The 17,831-nt window shown below is 43.0% G+C and carries 17 protein-coding genes and 1 tRNA gene; 7 read left to right on the top strand and 11 right to left on the bottom strand.

Annotated elements, in window-relative coordinates; genetic code table 11:
* Positions 1 to 4: 4 nt before the first annotated feature.
* Both BN3912_RS09630 and BN3912_RS09625 read right to left on the bottom strand, forming a co-directional pair.
* The gene (locus BN3912_RS09630; protein WP_023983454.1) at positions 5 to 3,550 is read right to left on the bottom strand and encodes a SusC/RagA family TonB-linked outer membrane protein; all 3,546 of its coding nucleotides are present in this window, start codon (positions 3,548 to 3,550) and stop codon (positions 5 to 7) included.
* Positions 3,551 to 3,735: 185 nt separating this feature from the next.
* Positions 3,736 to 4,719, bottom strand: a complete 984-nt coding sequence (locus BN3912_RS09625) for a FecR family protein (RefSeq protein WP_036858997.1) — start codon at positions 4,717 to 4,719, stop codon at positions 3,736 to 3,738.
* Between the two features lie 403 nt (positions 4,720 to 5,122).
* Between BN3912_RS09625 and BN3912_RS09620 the strand changes: the two genes are divergently transcribed.
* Both BN3912_RS09620 and BN3912_RS09615 read left to right on the top strand, forming a co-directional pair.
* Positions 5,123 to 5,647 carry a methylated-DNA--[protein]-cysteine S-methyltransferase gene (locus BN3912_RS09620; protein WP_195906778.1) on the top strand — a complete coding sequence of 175 codons (525 nt, stop codon included), beginning with the start codon at positions 5,123 to 5,125 and terminating at the stop codon, positions 5,645 to 5,647.
* A gap of 264 nt (positions 5,648 to 5,911) precedes the next feature.
* Positions 5,912 to 6,532: an RNA polymerase sigma-70 factor gene (locus BN3912_RS09615; protein WP_004370035.1), complete on the top strand. Its 621-nt coding sequence runs from the start codon at positions 5,912 to 5,914 to the stop codon at positions 6,530 to 6,532.
* On the opposite strand, the gene BN3912_RS09610 is transcribed toward BN3912_RS09615, so the two are convergent.
* The 8 genes from BN3912_RS09610 to BN3912_RS09575 all read right to left on the bottom strand — a co-directional run bounded on the left by BN3912_RS09610 (position 6,489) and on the right by BN3912_RS09575 (position 13,160).
* Positions 6,489 to 7,259, bottom strand: coding sequence for an SDR family NAD(P)-dependent oxidoreductase (locus tag BN3912_RS09610; protein WP_023983457.1), 771 nt, complete (start codon positions 7,257 to 7,259; stop codon positions 6,489 to 6,491). The genes BN3912_RS09615 and BN3912_RS09610 overlap by 44 nt on opposite strands.
* A 21-nt stretch (positions 7,260 to 7,280) precedes the next feature.
* Positions 7,281 to 8,609, bottom strand: a complete 1,329-nt coding sequence (locus BN3912_RS09605) for a threonine/serine exporter family protein (RefSeq protein WP_004370033.1) — start codon at positions 8,607 to 8,609, stop codon at positions 7,281 to 7,283.
* Between the two features lie 330 nt (positions 8,610 to 8,939).
* Positions 8,940 to 9,782, bottom strand: a complete 843-nt coding sequence (locus tag BN3912_RS09600; RefSeq protein ID WP_023983458.1) for a DNA-methyltransferase — start codon at positions 9,780 to 9,782, stop codon at positions 8,940 to 8,942.
* On the bottom strand, positions 9,760 to 10,542 hold the full coding sequence (locus BN3912_RS09595; protein ID WP_023983459.1) for a DNA-methyltransferase: 783 nt from the start codon (positions 10,540 to 10,542) through the stop codon (positions 9,760 to 9,762). Before BN3912_RS09595 ends, BN3912_RS09600 begins: the two co-directional genes overlap by 23 nt.
* 53 nt (positions 10,543 to 10,595) lie before the next feature.
* Entirely contained in the window at positions 10,596 to 11,720 is a 1,125-nt protein-coding gene (locus BN3912_RS09590) for a hypothetical protein (protein ID WP_023983460.1), read from the bottom strand.
* A gap of 9 nt (positions 11,721 to 11,729) precedes the next feature.
* Positions 11,730 to 12,518, bottom strand: a complete 789-nt coding sequence (locus BN3912_RS09585) for a hypothetical protein (RefSeq protein WP_023983461.1) — start codon at positions 12,516 to 12,518, stop codon at positions 11,730 to 11,732.
* Complete coding sequence (locus tag BN3912_RS09580; protein ID WP_023983462.1) at positions 12,515 to 12,940, bottom strand: hypothetical protein; 426 nt, start codon at positions 12,938 to 12,940, stop codon at positions 12,515 to 12,517. The genes BN3912_RS09585 and BN3912_RS09580 overlap by 4 nt, the downstream gene beginning before the upstream one ends.
* Position 12,941: 1 nt before the next feature.
* Positions 12,942 to 13,160: a helix-turn-helix domain-containing protein gene (locus BN3912_RS09575; protein WP_016665210.1), complete on the bottom strand. Its 219-nt coding sequence runs from the start codon at positions 13,158 to 13,160 to the stop codon at positions 12,942 to 12,944.
* A 501-nt stretch (positions 13,161 to 13,661) separates the two neighbouring features.
* Between BN3912_RS09575 and BN3912_RS09570 the strand changes: the two genes are divergently transcribed.
* From BN3912_RS09570 to BN3912_RS09555, 4 genes are all read left to right on the top strand, one after another.
* Complete coding sequence (locus BN3912_RS09570; RefSeq protein ID WP_036859172.1) at positions 13,662 to 13,931, top strand: co-chaperone GroES; 270 nt, start codon at positions 13,662 to 13,664, stop codon at positions 13,929 to 13,931.
* Positions 13,932 to 13,981: 50 nt separating this feature from the next.
* Complete coding sequence (gene groL / locus BN3912_RS09565) at positions 13,982 to 15,607, top strand: chaperonin GroEL (RefSeq protein ID WP_023983464.1); 1,626 nt, start codon at positions 13,982 to 13,984, stop codon at positions 15,605 to 15,607.
* A 477-nt stretch (positions 15,608 to 16,084) separates the two neighbouring features.
* On the top strand, positions 16,085 to 16,690 hold the full coding sequence (locus tag BN3912_RS09560; protein WP_023983465.1) for a DUF417 family protein: 606 nt from the start codon (positions 16,085 to 16,087) through the stop codon (positions 16,688 to 16,690).
* A 241-nt stretch (positions 16,691 to 16,931) separates the two neighbouring features.
* Positions 16,932 to 17,004, top strand: a tRNA-Phe gene (locus tag BN3912_RS09555).
* 126 nt (positions 17,005 to 17,130) lie between these two features.
* Here BN3912_RS09555 and BN3912_RS12540 read toward each other — a convergent pair.
* A complete protein-coding gene (locus BN3912_RS12540) occupies positions 17,131 to 17,271 on the bottom strand; it encodes a hypothetical protein (RefSeq protein WP_230204687.1) in 141 nt (46 codons plus the stop codon).
* A gap of 148 nt (positions 17,272 to 17,419) precedes the next feature.
* Between BN3912_RS12540 and BN3912_RS09545 the strand changes: the two genes are divergently transcribed.
* Positions 17,420 to 17,803: a hypothetical protein gene (locus BN3912_RS09545; protein ID WP_036859000.1), complete on the top strand. Its 384-nt coding sequence runs from the start codon at positions 17,420 to 17,422 to the stop codon at positions 17,801 to 17,803.
* Positions 17,804 to 17,831 lie beyond the last annotated feature (28 nt).

Genomic DNA, 17,831 nt, shown 5'->3' with positions numbered 1-17,831 from the left:
AGTATTATAGATTAAGTTTTAAGGAGAAACCATACGAACGAGCTGAAGGCATATTGAACAATTCAAATGCTCCCAGACCATTACCAGTAGCAAGAGACACATCCGGATCTACAGGGCTATCCTTATATAGGAAAAACAAATTACGCGCAATAAACGAGAGCGACAAATTATGACTTTCTCCTAAAAGATTACGGAATGTATATCCTAACGAGAGTTCACGCAAATGGAAGTTGGTTGCGTTGTAGATGTATTGCAATGGATTGGAAGAACCACCAACTGCCAGATAATATTCCTTAATAGGAACGATACGACCGCTACCATCTGGAAGTTCAATACCGGGCTGATTACCGTAATCTTTTGCCACGATATTTTTAGCCTCGGCTGCAAGACGAGCTTTTCCTGTACGTTCAGAAAGCCCGAGTTTATCCAAATAAGATTCAGTAATAGAAATAACTTTTCCGCCTATCCTTCCATTAATAAGGAAGAACAAATTAAAGTTCTTATAATTAATTGTATTACTCCATCCCATTTGCCATTTTGAGTTCATGTTGCCGGCATAAAGAGTATATTTCTTATTTGCCTCGGTCTCGAACTGCGGACGTCCGGACTTGGTAAGTTGGATATGACCGTTTGCATCACGTTTAAAGTCGGTTACATACATATCGCCGATAGAGCCACCTTTCTTATATAATACACGTGCGCCGGCAACATCTTGAGATACGAGGTTTTCCTTACCGTTTTCATTATACGAAGTCTCTAAAATCTTATTATCATTATAGGACAAATTGTAAGATGTTCTCCAACGCCAATCCTTGCCAAACCTGAAGTCATAGCTAATTGTAGACTCGATACCTTGGTTACGTACCTTACCTGAATTTACCGGTTCTGTTAATCCTGCAGAGTTAGTAGACAACAAGTACAAATGTTCCATTATGGAATTATAATAAGTAAGGTCTACATTCAGACGGCTACCAAAGAACGACATTTCCAAACCTGTCTCGAAAGATTTCGTCTTTTCAGGAATAGGATTTTTAAAACGAGCGAACTGATTAGGAGTGATAGCTCCAGTTTCAAGGTTCTCTGTTCCTTTTGCAAACACGATATTAGGGATGGAGTTTCCTACTTCAGAATAAGAAGCTCTATATTTAAGATAAGATATCCATTCGGGTAATTTTGCCAAAGAACTTACGATTGCATTGGCACCAACTCCGAAATACGAATAATGTTCGGGCGTTCCACGGTCTTTAAACTGACGGAACGGACGATACCAATCCTGACGGAATGAACCATCAACGTAAATCTTATCCTTCCATCCCACCTGTCCAGTAAACAAAATAGCCTTATCCCAATTAGAAGATTTGGCGGTAGTTGTAGCACCACCCGAACCTGCATTTGTCATAAAAAGGTTTATCCTTGTAGAAGGTTTGTTTCTATCGGGATAATCATAAGTAGCCGTCACACCGGTTTTCTGCGACTCGCCTTTAACTGTATGCGCCACCCATCCCGCTGTTGCAGAAACCGTCCAATCTTGTATTTCCTTATTATAGCTTAGCAAATAGTCCGCATAAATTTCGTTTGTACGTGCATTTTCTAACCAATAACGACCGAAATCCTCTATTCCAGAATCGTTGAATGTGGTTGCATAACGACGACTTTCGCTATTATATTTGGTATGGTCTATACCGATACGAGCTTGAAATTTCAATCCATCATAAATATCGAAAGAACCTGAAACAAAACCATATACACGGTCTTCCTTATTCTTATTACGGTTTACATTCGTAAGCCAATAAGGATTGTTTTGAGTTTTCTCCATAAACGCCCAATTCTGCATCATGCCAGAAAGCGGAACTCGTACGGTTCTATTGAATTTATATGTTCCATCGCTGCCCAATTCATAAATCTTTTGATTTCCAGATAGCCATGTTCCCTTAGGTGTACTGTAGTTATCTCTATAATAACCTAAATCGATATTACGAGGCATCGTATACAAATGATAGATCGGATTGAGGAGCGTACCGCCACCTACACGGTTATTAGTAACCGTCTGTACATAATTCATAGATGCGTCTATATGCAGACGATTATTGAACAAGTTATATGTCTGGCGGAAAGCAAATGTATTACGGTTATACGTATTGTTGCGCATCATGCCTTTTGCATGCGAATTGGCATAGGAGAAATAAGTACGTATCTTCTCCGTACCTCCCGAAATCGAGAAAGAATTGTTTGTTGTAATACCGGTACGGAAGAAGTTTTTGATATCATTAGCAGTTCTATTTCGCAAATGAACATCATGACTTTGACCGGGACCGAATATATTACTATCAAGAATATTATTTACAAGAAGATCGTTGTCGGCCCTATCGGCCAATTTATTTCCCCAGCTCGAAGGCTGCAGAATACCTGATTGTATATCAGCTCCATACGTATTTTGAAGCTTAGGAGTAAGAAGCGTATTATCAAATGTTACATTCGATGTAAAGTTGATGTCGAGTTTGCCCTCACGACCTTTCTTTGTCGTGATCATAATAACGCCATTGGCAGCGGCCGAGCCGTAAAGGGCAGCTGCATTGGCACCCTTAAGTACGTTCATCGACTCTATATCATCGGGATTGATCTGCGACAACGGATCGCTCCCTTCCGTAGCTCCTGTAAAGCCGAAACCTTCGGCATTCGTAATTTGTCCGCGAGTTCCGTTTGACATGGGAATACCGTCTACCACAATCAACGGCGTACTGTTTCCGAGAATAGACTTATTACCACGAAGTATTATCTTCGATGCACCACCGGCGCCACCGGCACTCGGAGTAATTGTAATACCCGATATTTTTCCCTCTAAAGAGTTGGCCACGTTAGGATCTTGTACTTTCATAAGGTCTTCAGCCTTTACGCGTTGAGTGGCGTAGGTTAGTGAACTCTCCTTACGCTGAATACCCATAGCGGTAACGACCACCTCTTGCAGCTTGTTTTCTTCTTCGCGCAAAGTAACGTTAAGCACACTTCTTCCGCCGGCAAGCAGCGTTTGCGGAGCAAATCCTATGTATGAAAACTCTAACGCGGGGTTACTTTCATTGGTGGTAATTGCATATTCACCGTCCACATTTGTTACCACAGCGATACCGGAGTTCCGCACTTTTACGCTCACTCCGATAAGAGGCTCCCCCGTTGTATCTACCACCTTTCCCGAAATCTTCCGCGTTACGCCTTGTGTACTCCTTGGCTGTACACTGCTTTCTTGGCCTTCCAAGCGCTTACGAATGGTAATCATCTTGTTCTGAATGTCGAAACTATTACCGGTTCCGAGCACTCTTGTCAACACTTCGCGTACGGGTGTTTGCTTGAAAGACGCTGTAATTTTTCTGTTTGTGTCTACTTCATCCACATTATAGATGACCGACATTTTTGTCTGCCGTTCCACTTCTTTCAGCACTGTCTTCAACGACTCGTTCTTAAATGTCTTCGTTACAGTCTGTGCACTTGCACCTACCGAGAAGAATAGTGAAACAGCAAAAATCAACCATAGCAAATAAGTTTGCTTTTTGTTCATGGTGAGTTTCATTTTAGATTCGATGTTTTTAATTAATTATTATTTAAGTTTGTTTTTAAGCAGTATTATTTTCAGGTCTCGCGTTTGTACCGGTCGACCGTAATATTGAGTATTAATTACTGATTATAAGCTTTGATTTGTAATAGTAGATTGGTTTATAAGTAGTTTATTTTCAGGATAGAAAGTCAGCGCAAACGTATATCCTTACCGTGCCGACTGACGCGTATGGGCGCCGTTTTCTGCAACCCCGAGAGCACTTCTTCTATTGTTTCGCCGTTATGCAGCGACACTGCAAAACGCTCGGATCGCAAACGGGCGCTCTCAATCTGTATATTTACGTCGTATTTACGCGATAACACCTTGGCTAAATCGGCCAATGTAATATTATCATATTCGGTGGCATCGACTATCCATGCGCTCGTATTCCTCTTCGAAACCGATTTGGTAAGCTCGCCCGACTGTTTGTCCAACGTTACCGTTTCGCCCGGTTTCATCACCAATTCGCCTGCCTCGGCATGAATAGCCACACTGCCTTCGAGCAGTTCAGTGGTAACCAAGCGGTCGTTACTGTAGGCCGAAACATCGAATTTCGTGCCCTTTACCACAACATCATAGCCTTTCGTCTTTACTGTAAACTCGATTCCGTCGTGCTTGGCCACTTCGAAATAAGCCTCACCTTGCAGTTCTACCTCGCGATGTTTATTATTAAATAAGGTAGAATAGCGCAAAGTAGAGCCGGCATTCAGCCATATTCTGGAGCCGTCGGGCAGAGTTACCTGCGACCGGCTGCCCATTGGGGCCTCACAGGTATAGAAACTCTCGGCGGTTGTCATATCTGCAAATTTCAACGTAAGTACCGACGATAGGGCTATGAGCGCCACAACCGACGCTGCCGCCACGGCAATACGCCACTTCTTGGTCATGCCGCCACGGTGCATATGCGCCGTTTCTTTCGTTTTATCGATATGTTTCTCAATGGCATGCCATGCCTTTTGAGTATCGGCATCGGCAATATGTATCTTCGCCCAAAGGTCTCCCCATTGGCGAAATAGTTCGCGGTTGGCATCGCTCTGCTCCACAAATTCCAGCAGTACATGCTCATCCTCGCGCCGAATACTCCCCTCGAAGTATTGCTTAGCAAGATTTTCCATATCTTGTAGATTGTTCATCTTCTTGTCTTGGTTGTCAGGTTATTTTCCGCTGTTTAGAGTTGCTTATTCTGTTTGTTCGCTCCTGTATTTTCATGCGGTTACATTTATATGACAACTCAAAAGTTCGTTACCCCCCTCTACTCCTACAAAAAAATATTTTTCCTTGCAGAAAATATAAAAACTCTCTGCACCACACGCTCCGCACAAACCGTACATCTATCGAAAACAGAAGTACGGTCTGTGCGTAATAAAGATATGCTCCGACCTCTGTAAACAGGCCGTCTATCGTCGGAACCTCGGCCAAGATGCCAAGAAAAAAGACCGTTTTTTCCTCGTTTCCGAATAGTTTTTTTATCTTTACAACCGAGATGCAAAACTTATGAACACAGAAAACAAAAAAGACAGAAGGAGACAACAAACAATGATATACATTAATATATATAAATCACCCATCGGAGATATCGAGCTTTTCAGCGACGGCAAAGCGTTGATAAGGTTACAGTTTACAGGACAAAAATATGCTGCCGACACATGCAATACCGATATCTCGCATCCCCACCTGCCAGTGTTTCTGCAGACAAAGGCATGGCTCGATGCCTATTTCAGCGGCACTAATCCAAACAATCCGCCTCCCCTGAGCCCGCAAGGCACGGCTTTCCGCCTCGAAGTGTGGCGCATTCTGCAGACCATTCCCTACGGAACAACCGTAACATACGGGCATATCGCCCGCCACATGGCGAACCTGCGCGGCATCGAAAGCCTATCGGCACAAGCCGTAGGCGGCGCCGTGGGGCACAATCCCATTAGCATCATCATTCCCTGCCACCGTGTTGTAGGCGTCGATGGCAGCCTTACCGGCTATGCCGGAGGTACGGAACGTAAGGCGTGGTTATTGGCTTTAGAGAAAAAGAACCCGCTTCGCACCGCAGGAACTCTGCTCATCTAAATCTTCTTAAAATAGCTATCATCCCCTCAGCGGCCTATTTCAGGGAGGCATGAAAAACTTAAACGAGCCAAATTCCCGCTATTCCCGCCTCTCATCTCCCATAAACCTGCCTCCCCTCTTTTTCCCGCCCATTCATCATCTCACCCCCAAACAGAAACAACAAACCGTACCGCAAAAACAAACCAATATATCGGAAAAAAGGAGAGAATATTTGCTATTTCTTATTTATTTTTGTATTTTTGCGACACAGTTTGCAATCTAAAGATGCCAAAAATTGTAGGAGAAGATCAACTATTTATAGCCATTAAAAACGGAGACAAGCATGCCTTTGAGTTCCTTTTTAAAACTTTATATCCTCGTCTCCGTAATTATGCGTCGCATTTTCTCGATGTTCAAGAAACATCTAAGGACATTGTTCAGGAGTGTTTCCTACAACTTTGGGAAGATCGCAATACCATCGTCGTCACTTCCCTGTCGTCTCTACTCTTCACAATGGTACGAAATCGTTGTCTTAACCATCTGAAGCATTTGGCCATTGTACAAGACTATAAAGCCAAAATCATGGTACATACACAGGGTTCGGAGTTGCTGTATCATACCGACTTCACAGGAAGAGCCGACGGAAAGATGCTCTTCGATGAACTGAGAGAAGAAATATATAAGGCGATGGAAGAACTTCCGCCGCGCACACGCGAAGTTTTCGAACTGAGTAGAATACAAGGACTCAAGAACAAGGAGATAGCCACACGGTTGGATATCTCCGTAAAAGTCGTAGAAAAACATATCACCAAAACGCTTTCGGCATTACGGAAACGCTTCCCGCAATATACGAAAGAGGTCATCAGCGTACTGATTCTTCTTTGGGCGGAGTCGCATGTAATGTAGATGCAGGGGCGAAACATACACGTCGCCACAGCCAATTGGGCAGCCTGCGCCATAGAAATACGAGCAGCCGATAACGCCAATCTATCACGCACACATGGCGCCTACGCCCGATAGCCCGCACAATCTGCCGCGCCACAGGGCCTTTTTGCATCAACATAGGATAGCTGTCGCCCGTCAAGAGGTCGGTATCTACGAAGCCGGGACGTATGTCTGTAAACGATATACCGAGCTTACGGCTGTTCGAGAGCTGCTCCAAAGCCTGAATATAGGTGCTCTGGAAAGCCTTCGAAGCGCTGTATGCCGCTGCCGGACCTAAGCCCTTGGTACCCGCAACCGACGAGATAACGGCGATATGTCCGCCCCCATGCGCCGCCATATAGCCGAACATGGTGTCGATCATGCTCGTAAAACCCGCCACATTGGTAGCTATCGTGCGTGCTTCAATGCCCGCTTCGAGCTGCCGGTTCTGCTTTCCGATGCCCGAAGCATGCAGGTACAACTGCACTCCGCCCATCGTTTCTACGAGTTGCAGCAGCCGTGCGGGAGCATCATCGGCCGTTATATCAATGCGCATTACCGTCGCCAAATCGGGATAGGCCTTGCGCATTTCTTCCATAGGCTCCGTGCGCCGCGCCGCCAAGCCTACGCTCCACCCTTCTTCCAACAGCAGTTTAGCCACCTCGCGCCCTATGCCCGACGAGGCTCCCATTACGATTGCATGCTTCATTTTCTTCCTCCTATCAAAAGATTATTTGCCTTCCTTGCGCGTTACAGAGAACGTCTCTTTGCGGAAAAGGAAGATCGGGATGACACAACAAGCCACCATACCGAACATAACCATTACCGTAAGCGACGAATTATGGAAGAACCGTGTAATATATTCGTTCGCCACATCGGGCATCTGCACTATATCTATCAGGTCGCGAACGGCTTTATAGGCAAACATTCCGGGCACCATAGCAAGCAAAGCAGGGAATGCAAAGCCCTCAGCCGGATAGTGTATCTTCATTGCAGCGGGCACTGCGAGCAATCCCACCACAAGTCCGGCAAGCGAAGAGGCTACCACTTGGTCGCACATGAATTGCGGATGGTGCATGAAGAAATAGCGAACGCCGTGCCCGACACACGAAAGACAGGCTGTTATAAATAATGCCTTTCGCGGCGGATTGGATATTATAGCGAAGCCGGTTCCCGCTACAGCGGCGAAAAGTCCATCGGCTACGGCTGCTGAAACGACATCCGGCCGCGTTAGTTTGGTAAACACGAAGGGGTTGACATCAAAGATGGTAAGCGTAAACGACAGTCCCAAGGCTATACTTACGATAAGCAATCCGGCATTGAGCAGTCGGGCGAAGCCGTTAAGTACATGCTTATCGATCGTATCCATTACCCCATTGATGATAGGAACGCCCGGTATAAGGTAAAGCATCGACGTTCCTAACGACATATCTTCGGTGCCTCCGTGGAAATAGAGATAATCGGTGGCGCCGATCATCGTGGAAACAAACGAACATATAGTGAACACCGCGAGCACGTTCCAACGGCGTTTTGTCAACTCCTGTCGTACGAAGAAGCCCACGAAAGTGGCTATCCAAACGATACACATCGAGGTATAGTTGCCATCGAACAGCCTGCAAAAGCAGGCATTGGCAAAGGCTACGAGGATCAGCACCGTCCAACGACTCTCACGGGGCTCACTTATAATCCTGCGAAACTCACTCCATAACGTCTCTAAAGGGAGCTTTTCGTCGAACGCACGCCACGAGAGATGCGACAGTTTCATATTTATTTTGAAGTTCAACGCCATGGCCGGCGTCTTTTTCACGTAGGTGTAGGAATGCTCGCGGTTCTCGTTGTGCAGCGTAATGCTGATAGTTTGCGGGAACATCAATATGTTGCACCAATAACCGAACGACTTGGCAATGCGGATAGTATTATACTGTATGCGCGACGTCTGTACGCCCACAGCCTCTAAAGTGGCCGCATACTCCGCAAGGAAAATGGCTTTTTCTTTCAAATCTTTATGAATATCCGCCACACTTTGCACCGGATGTGTTTCCTGAATGTTATCGTTCATATCTGTTTATTCTGTTGATAATACAATTCGGTCGTGCAAAGTTACTAAAAACCGTCATAAAACACGAACATTTTGCCAAGAACCTATCTCAAAAAAGCATTACCTGCATCGCAAACATTTCACCTTAATAATATATATAAAACGTTGTACCTGAAAAAGACTTCTTCACAGCATTCCACCGGTATACAGCATCTTTAGCAGGCATACAAATATGATACAATCTAAATAAAACATACAGATAATACAGACAAATTGCCTATATACAAACCATACAACTTATTTTCAATATAAAAACAACATATAAGCGCGTTCCTAAAAACCAGCCAATTTTTACAACACCTCGTTATCTACCCGCTTCTTGATGATAGGAACAAATTTCTTATCCAATTCAATTCCAAGCCCTACTCTACCCAATTTCTGGGCAGCTACCAATGTGGTACCACTACCAAGAAATGGATCCAGCACCACATCTCCCTTATGTGTAGTCATCTTGATAATACGCTCTATCATCGGCGTGGGAAATATACATGGATGTTCAGCAAGCCCAAGTTTGTTCTTAGTCATATTGTTTACACGGTCAAAATACCAGAAATCGCTCCCTTCCACATCGAAGTTCCACGTATCAGTCGGGTTTCTTCCTGCCCCTCCTTCTAATCTTTTGTCGTTTTTGGTTATATAAGGAATCCTTATATCATCCAAGTTAAATTGATAATTATCTATATCTTTCACAAACCACAATATAGCTTCCCATCTGCCACTTAATCTATTTACGCAATTTTGCATATTATTAAAATGCCACACAATGCTGTTCCTAAGAGCATAACCATGCCTTTTAAATATAAAATAAGCCATAGCATCGAGCGGTATAATCTCTTTTGTTTTCTTATCGGGTACAGGAGATACATTCAATAAGAAGCTACCATCATCGGTAAGAACACGCTTGGCAGCCTCGGCAACACGCCCAATTAAATTCTCCCATTCGGCAAAACTCCGGTTATCATTATACTTTCCATATTTTTTATTCAGATTATATGGAGGCGACGTAACGATCGTATTTACCGACTTCTCGCGCATTTTCTTCATCGTAGAGACACATTCCCCGATAGCAAAGAAGCAGTTGTTTACCGAATATACATTTCGTTGTTTCGGACTAAAATAAATCTGTCCCGCCATTATTCTCAAGTCTTTTATTTGCTATTTCGATATATTCCGGCTCTATTTCGTAGCCCACATAACGACGATTGAGCCTTTTGGCTACGACAGCTGTCGTTCCGCTACCCATAAACGGATCGAGTACGAGGTCTCCTTCGTGGGTTCCGACTTTAATGATACGCTCTACAAGTTCTTCAGGATACTGGGAAGGATGCTCTGTACGTTCCGGCGAATTTCCACTTACCAACGATATTTTCCAAACATCCGTAGGATTTTTCAACTGGCTTTTATACCTATCGGGACGATAGTTCAAGGCAGGAATTTTCACATCATCCAAATTGAATGTGTATTTATCCTTGTTCTTCGTAAAAAAGAACACATATTCGTATCTTGAACAGAAACGTTTTTGAGTAGCTCCCCCCCAGTCGAAATTCCAAATAACAATATTCTTAAGGTACATATCTTTAAAATATTCCATTATCCAAAACGGGGGCTGTATTACACAGTTCTCGTATCTATTCTTGATATTGAACCAAATTTGGCCGTCGTCTTTCAACACTCGTTTGGTCTCCTTGATCACCTTACCCAGCATCTTTCGGTAATCTGCTTCGGATTGCTTATCGGCATACTTCTTCCCTTTAGAGCTTACAATACGCCTGTTTTTCCACTTATTACCGTAAGAAATATCTATATTGTAAGGCGGAGAAGTAACCATAAGCGAAACAGACTTATCCGGAATTTCGCTCATGAACTCACTACTATGATTGAATATCTTATCCATAAAGCTAATTATAGTATGCTAAATTACTGTTTTTCCATAACTCTGCCAACTTTCTACCGAGCATTATACCTAAATACATCGAAATTATGAATTATTAACCTTGCCCTACACTCATAGGTATATGAGGAAGATTGCCCCGATTGATGCAGAAGAATACCTTTGAGTATTTCTTTCATATCAGACATATTGAAATATGCTACCTCCAACGCCGCCTCATGAAGTTTGAGTATTTTGCGGTATGTATCGGGAGTAATTCTAATCAATTTCTTCGTTACGTAATCAAAATAACCCGAAAAAGCCGTATTCTTTGTGTTACCGTCAATAGCTCTATTGTAAGCTGTAGTGTTATCTACAGAAAAACATTTATTATTTCCAAGCGTATTCTTTATTATTTCTGCTTTGGCTATACCGCCGCATCCCAAGAAATGAACCTTATTAAATCTTTCTAAATGCAATAGGTTATCCATTGCTTGTAAGCGTACCTGCATCTTATTTTTAGGATAATCGGCAAGTCCACCTATACCAAGTTTCGTCGGCATATAATCCAGTTGTGACAGATAATACTCTATATCTTCATTTGTCCAAGCGACATTTATAATGGTCAACAGCTTATCTGCATTCCTTCCGGTCCCGCGATATGTTATATTAGCATACCTGATGCAAGCATCTATCAACTGTCTCTTACTTAAGGTATCACTAAACAAATCCCTACTTATATTACCACTTTGTGTCCTTACTTTAAACAAGTTCGGAATATCAAAAGTAACGGCATTATCGATAGAAGAACTATTGATGACCGAGCAATACTTATCAAGTATCTGTTCTTTCTCCATAATATCATCGAACTTCCAAATAATTTCTTCGGCGTTGATATTATCATATTTTTCCGTTATATAGCTCACTATCTTGGTCGTTCCTACATCCATAATCAAATCACTCTGCCTCAGCATCACTGGATCATCGGTATTGTCACATACCCACTTACGGACATTATCGACCGTATTCCATATTTTAGGTTTTACAATACTCGTATGTGAACGATGATTAAAGAATATATCGCCGAACTTAATCAGTATATGATCCTTAAAATACTTGGGCATGTATTGTAAGAAGATACGATCTATACCGTTCCAATCTCCTGCACCACCACCCGAACTATATACAAAATAAAAGTCCATTATCGGTTATTATTTTAACGAAGTTATAAACTCTTTGAATGTTATCATATTCAACATCGGTGGATATATCTTGGTTATCTCTTGATGAGCGATGGCGTCTCCCTCGCGCGTTTTTCTTGTAAACTGATCGTTCTCTAAGTGATTATAATAATCAAACACCTCCTGTACCGGCATCGCAAATATGCCCTTAATATGGAAACTATCGAACCACCAAACGTAATATACCGGTATACCCAAAGGTAAAATATCATTTTCTATCTTCGTTCGTTGCAACTGCAATTTCTTTCCGGTATCTAATGTAAGAGAAGATTCATAATCATACCGAGACGTTGCATAAGGGTACGTATTCTGTATTTTAGTATTGGCATAAATAAACGGTATCTGAATATATTTCAATTCATAATAAGCAACTACTTTATTACCTGACAATACTTCAAAATCAGGAAAAGGAAACCCTTTCTTCTTTACATATATATCTTTCGTAGCAAGGAACATTTGCAGAGCTTTCTCATACCACTGTCCTTTCTGTATGTCCATTCCCTTTAAGAATTCATTCTTTCTTCCAAGGCATTTCGGTACTTCTTTTTTATATATTTCCGCAAGCCCTTGTATCTGTTCTTTCAGTTCTTTTACAGAAATCGGTGCCGATGTCCTTCTCTGTTTCCAAAACATCTCTTTATAACAGGTTACATTAAAATCAGTAAAAGTTAAAAGACGTTTGAATTTCTTCTCTATTTCATTCTGATGCTCGTTACAAAAATCGATGAGTTCTCTATATAATTCCACCTCTTGTTTCATAGTTCATTCGAGATTTTAAGTACCACTTCGGGCAAACGATCCATTCCGTTAAGGATAAACTTACTCAATTCATCCAACTTATGAGAGCCCAACATATATTCTCTTATTACGTTCCCCTCTACGACATTGGATACCCCATCATCGTCTTCTATAATAAGGAACAGAGGTCTGTCTAAAGTCGAAAACTGAAATTTTATAAACTTACCAAGCATACCACTGAAAGTTTCATGGTTCCAATAGGAACTCAAAATGGCATCACCCGACTTCTTACAAAAGATAAGATACGAGTGGATATTCCTTGTATGGTCAAGAAGAATATGCTTGGGTATACCATCAGTGGCAAAATTTGCCTCTTCTATATGGAATCGATAAAGCTTTTTCAGCCGTGCGACATAATTATTTTCAAATCGTACGATATCCATATCAGTCGAATAAATCTTTTATATCTATACCGAGTGCATCGGCTATCTTCTTTATATTACATAAAGTAACATTCTTTTCTGCCCGTTCGATCATACCAATATAAGTACGATGAAGACCTGCACGGAATGCAAGTTCCTCCTGCGAAATATTCATGTCTTCTCTATACCGCCGAACTATTTGCCCAAATCGAACAAGAACGTCTTGCTTTATATACTTCACATCTGCTATTTTTAGTATGCAAAAGTAGGATAAATACACAACCTATACAACATACTATAATTAGCATTATGCAAAAAAGAAATAAAATAAAATCGGTTATCCGGATATCTTTTCGAAACAGATGGTATATCTAAGGGCCTTAAATAGCATATCTAAGCAACTTAGAACACCTATCTGTCTGAGACATTTGTAAGATGTTTGTAATCAAAAAAATAGGCACAGGTCTGCAACATACGCCGTATCTCTCTTTCGAAGAGGGCGGAAAGACTACTCGAAATACATGCTCACCTCCCGACGGATATACAAACACTCGAAAACAGATATGCGGAACGTATGACACATTTGTCACACCACAGACTGACAGATGTGGCACATATCATCTTTGGCACACTTTTCGCATTGCCCCAAGTGTTCGCCCTGCAGGCCGAAAACCTTACGGACGGAGCATTTACCACGCCTGAAGCGCGTGCGAAAACGTTTAATCATATTAATATAATAATTATGAACATCAAACCATTAGCAGACAGAGTGCTGGTACTTCCGGCACAGGCTGAAGAGAAAGTAGGCGGTATTATCATCCCTGATACGGCCAAAGAAAAACCGCAACGCGGCAAAGTAGTTGCAACAGGTAACGGTACAAAGGATGAAGAGATGGTGCTCAAAGAGGGCGATACCGTGCTCTACGGTAAATATAGCGGCACTGAATTAGAGGTAGAAGGCGAAAAATACCTGATGATGCGCCAAAGCGACGTACTCGCAGTGGTAAAATAAGCATCCGAAACATAACTTTTAAAAATAACATTTAAAACATTTAGAACAAAATGGCTAAAGATATTAAATTCAATACCGAGGCACGCGACGTGCTCAAACAGGGCGTAGATCAATTGGCTAACGCCGTAAAAGTAACGTTAGGCCCTAAAGGTCGCAACGTTGTATTGGAAAAGAAATTCGGTGCACCGCAGATAACAAAGGACGGTGTTACCGTGGCTAAAGAGATTGAACTCGAGGATAAGCTCGCCAACACGGGTGCACAACTCGTAAAAAGTGTAGCTTCAAAGACCGGAGACGATGCTGGCGACGGTACTACAACGGCCACTATCCTTACACAGGCTATCGTTAATGAGGGTTTGAAGAACGTAACCGCCGGTGCTAACCCGCTGGATTTGAAGCGCGGAATAGACAAGGCAGTAGACAAAGTGGTGGAATATATCAAGGCTAATGCCGAGGTTGTAGGCAATAACTACGACAAAATAGAACAGGTAGCTACGGTATCTGCCAACAACGATCCCGAGATCGGAAAGCTCTTGGCCGACGCTATGCGCAAGGTATCTAAAGACGGTGTGATCACTATAGAGGAAAGCAAGAGCCGCGAAACCAACATCGGTGTGGTCGAGGGTATGCAGTTCGACCGCGGATATCTATCGGGTTACTTCGTTACAGATGCCGATAAGATGGAATGCGTGATGGAAAATCCGTACATCCTCATATATGATAAGAAGATCAGCAACCTCAAAGACTTCCTTCCGATACTGCAACCAGCAGCAGAAAGCGGCCGTCCGTTGCTCGTAATTGCCGAGGATGTCGACTCTGAAGCATTGACTACGCTGGTTGTGAACCGCTTAAGAGGAGGATTAAAGATATGTGCTGTTAAGGCTCCGGGCTTCGGTGATCGTCGCAAGGCTATGCTCGAAGATATCGCAGTGCTTACGGGTGGCGTCGTTATCAGCGAGGACAAAGGCCTCAAATTGGAACAGGCAACGCTCGAAATGCTCGGTACAGCAGACAAAGTTACAGTGTCTAAGGACTATACAACGATTGTTAACGGCGCTGGAAAGAAAGAGAATATCGCCGATCGTGTAGCTCAAATCAAGAATGAAATAGCAAACACCAAGAGTTCTTACGACAAAGAGAAACTGCAGGAACGCTTGGCAAAGCTCGCAGGCGGTGTGGCTGTGCTTTACGTAGGTGCCAACAGCGAGGTCGAGATGAAAGAGAAAAAAGACCGAGTTGATGATGCTCTCTGCGCTACACGTGCCGCAATGGAAGAAGGAGTGGTAGCCGGAGGCGGCACAACCTATATACGCGCACAAGACGCATTGAAGGACTTGAAGGGCGAGAATGCCGATGAACAGACGGGTATCAATATTGTTGCTCGTGCTATTGAGGAGCCCTTGCGCCAGATTGTTGCCAATGCAGGCGGCGAAGGTGCTGTGGTTGTCGACAAAGTGCGTGCCGGCAAAGGCGACTACGGCTTCAATGCACGTACCGAAGTTTATGAGGATATGCGCAAAGCAGGTGTCATAGATCCGGCAAAGGTTGCCCGCGTAGCGCTCGAAAACGCTGCTTCTATCGCTGGTATGTTCCTTACTACAGAGTGTCTCATTGTAGACAAACCTGAGGAAAAGCCCGCTATGCCGGCACAACCCGGTATGGGTGGCATGATGTAACAGCACATGCAACATCAGTAGGAAACTGAAATAAAAAACAAAGACAAAAGGGATGGATTGTTACAATTCATCCCCTTTTCGTAGTATTTTTATGTTAAAATCAACATTTAATCACCAAAAAGTTTTGTTATTAGCATGAAACTACTTAACTTTGTGGCATCAATTAGACAGAATTAAACAAAATCAATCTCTATTTACAATAAACTATACGGCCGGAAAACCGGCGAGATATTTTTGATTTGTTTTAGTAGATTAGTTTTTAAGTAGTTTGTTTTTGGAAATCGGTTGTCGTGATGACATCCGATTTTTTGTATATTTTCCCCACCTCCATACACCGTCTGCCATCACATGTTTATGGTATATTTCGGGCTATTTTATTTTTTTAGAGAAATTTCCGTAAGCGTTTTCATAAAATAGACTATCTTTGCAGCTCAAATAATTAGAATAATTACAAATTATAAACAAACAGAACAAATCATGAACAAGAAACTTAATACATTGATAGGAATAGTTCTCGAACTGTCTGCATCGCTTAAAAACCTCGGCATTCACCTCATCCGAGTAGCCATATTCATTATTTTTATTTGGATCGGCGGACTGAAATTCTTCAATTACGAGGCCGAGGGAATCGTACCGTTTGTTGCCAACAGTCCGTTTATGAGCTTCTTCTACGCCAAACAAGCACCCGAATATAAGGATTATAAGCTAAAAGAAGGCGAGTTCGATAAGGCTAAACACGAGTGGCACGAGGCCAATAATACCTACACATTCTCTAAAGGTTTGGGCATTCTCATTATGACCATAGGCACACTGACGCTGCTTGGAATATTCTTCCCCAAGGTAGGTTTCGTCGGTAGCGGGCTCGTCATTATCATGACTATAGGCACTCTGTCGTTCCTAATCACCACACCAGAAGTATGGGTACCCGATATGGGAAGCGGCGAACACGGCTTCCCGTTGCTCACAGGAGCCGGAAGACTGGTCATTAAAGATACGTGTATTCTTGCCGGAGCCATAGTTGTACTTGCCGATTGTGCACAACGTATCTTGGGCAGAAAGCCGTCTTCCCTGCACATTCATTAAACACAATTGGTACCTGCTTACACTTTTAAGATGGTTTCCACGATAATTGGCATCGATATTTTACTGATGCCAATATTATTTATTATCTGTTCGTGCACATTCGTTCCTATCAGAAAACAGCGTAATACAACGGCATACCCTATCCGTTAATAAACATTAACGCAGAAAAGAATTATGAATTACAAATCTTGAAGTATAAATTAAAAGTATTATCTTTGCAACCGCAAAAGGATAAACACATGGTGCCATAGCTCAGTTGGTAGAGCAAAGGACTGAAAATCCTTGTGTCCCCGGTTCGATTCCTGGTGGTACCACTCCTCCTTTCATTAACCCTGTTCGCATTAGCGGCAGGGTTTTTCGTTGGTAGACGGACATACGCCACCGCGATTTCTTAGGAACAAAGAAGGTAAAACAGGGAGCGAGGAGTGGCATTAATCGCTTTAAACAAATACAAACGCCATACGTACATTCAATAGAACCACCGTTGGCAGCCGATAGGCACGCTCACCGCCGATCACGCTCACAGCAACATTGTGCCCCAATTGTTCCGCCTGCTGAAACAACAGCCACGTTCCACTCATCCCCCCTCCCTCATCTTCCATCCCTATTCCACTCTTCCGAAGTAGGCGGAGGCGAGGCTTACCGCATGCTGTGCTACCGGACAAGACTATAAAAACAACTGCCGGCAGCCCTTAGCGAAACCATTCTGCCTTAATACAGGGCACCACCGTGTTTCACAAATACGGCAACAAGCGGCTGATCATCGGGTATATTGCGCTGTTCTTTGCAGCTATTCCGATCTACGCCCTGCTACTCTTCGTGTGGAGTACAACTGTTATAAAAACGCCAAACATGCCATTCGACATCTCCACATCTCTTGTTACGAAGCTCTACATGGCGGTAAACGCCATCATTCTTACCAATCTGGCCTGCGTAATAGCAAGGGGCGGCATCGACAAATTGCTCGATTTCCATCGGAAGTACAATACTTTGAACCTCGAAAAGCACCCGTTAAAGTTCGCTATTGCCCATCAACAACAGATTGTGAACATCTATAGATATTTCCTTCTGCCGCTATCTGTTTTTATACTATGCGCCATTTGGTTCAGATAAATCGGCCGACAGCACGCCCTGAACCCAT

It is taken from the genome of Prevotella phocaeensis (genome assembly GCF_900065875.1).
Taxonomy (GTDB): domain Bacteria; phylum Bacteroidota; class Bacteroidia; order Bacteroidales; family Bacteroidaceae; genus Prevotella; species Prevotella phocaeensis.
This window is presented reverse-complemented; position numbering and strand designations above follow the sequence as displayed.

Bases quoted from the DNA above. Each gene is read 5' to 3' on its own strand.
- BN3912_RS09630 (WP_023983454.1), bottom strand. From the start codon at position 3,550: ATGAACAAAAAGCAAACTTATTTGCTATGGTTGATTTTTGCTGTTTCA.
- BN3912_RS09625 (WP_036858997.1), bottom strand. From the start codon at position 4,719: ATGAACAATCTACAAGATATGGAAAATCTTGCTAAGCAATACTTCGAG.
- BN3912_RS09620 (WP_195906778.1), top strand. From the start codon at position 5,123: ATGATATACATTAATATATATAAATCACCCATCGGAGATATCGAGCTT.
- BN3912_RS09615 (WP_004370035.1), top strand. From the start codon at position 5,912: ATGCCAAAAATTGTAGGAGAAGATCAACTATTTATAGCCATTAAAAAC.
- BN3912_RS09610 (WP_023983457.1), bottom strand. From the start codon at position 7,259: ATGAAGCATGCAATCGTAATGGGAGCCTCGTCGGGCATAGGGCGCGAG.
- BN3912_RS09605 (WP_004370033.1), bottom strand. From the start codon at position 8,609: ATGAACGATAACATTCAGGAAACACATCCGGTGCAAAGTGTGGCGGAT.
- BN3912_RS09600 (WP_023983458.1), bottom strand. From the start codon at position 9,782: ATGGCGGGACAGATTTATTTTAGTCCGAAACAACGAAATGTATATTCG.
- BN3912_RS09595 (WP_023983459.1), bottom strand. From the start codon at position 10,542: ATGGATAAGATATTCAATCATAGTAGTGAGTTCATGAGCGAAATTCCG.
- BN3912_RS09590 (WP_023983460.1), bottom strand. From the start codon at position 11,720: ATGGACTTTTATTTTGTATATAGTTCGGGTGGTGGTGCAGGAGATTGG.
- BN3912_RS09585 (WP_023983461.1), bottom strand. From the start codon at position 12,518: ATGAAACAAGAGGTGGAATTATATAGAGAACTCATCGATTTTTGTAAC.
- BN3912_RS09580 (WP_023983462.1), bottom strand. From the start codon at position 12,940: ATGGATATCGTACGATTTGAAAATAATTATGTCGCACGGCTGAAAAAG.
- BN3912_RS09570 (WP_036859172.1), top strand. From the start codon at position 13,662: ATGAACATCAAACCATTAGCAGACAGAGTGCTGGTACTTCCGGCACAG.
- groL (WP_023983464.1), top strand. From the start codon at position 13,982: ATGGCTAAAGATATTAAATTCAATACCGAGGCACGCGACGTGCTCAAA.
- BN3912_RS09560 (WP_023983465.1), top strand. From the start codon at position 16,085: ATGAACAAGAAACTTAATACATTGATAGGAATAGTTCTCGAACTGTCT.
- BN3912_RS12540 (WP_230204687.1), bottom strand. From the start codon at position 17,271: ATGAGTGGAACGTGGCTGTTGTTTCAGCAGGCGGAACAATTGGGGCAC.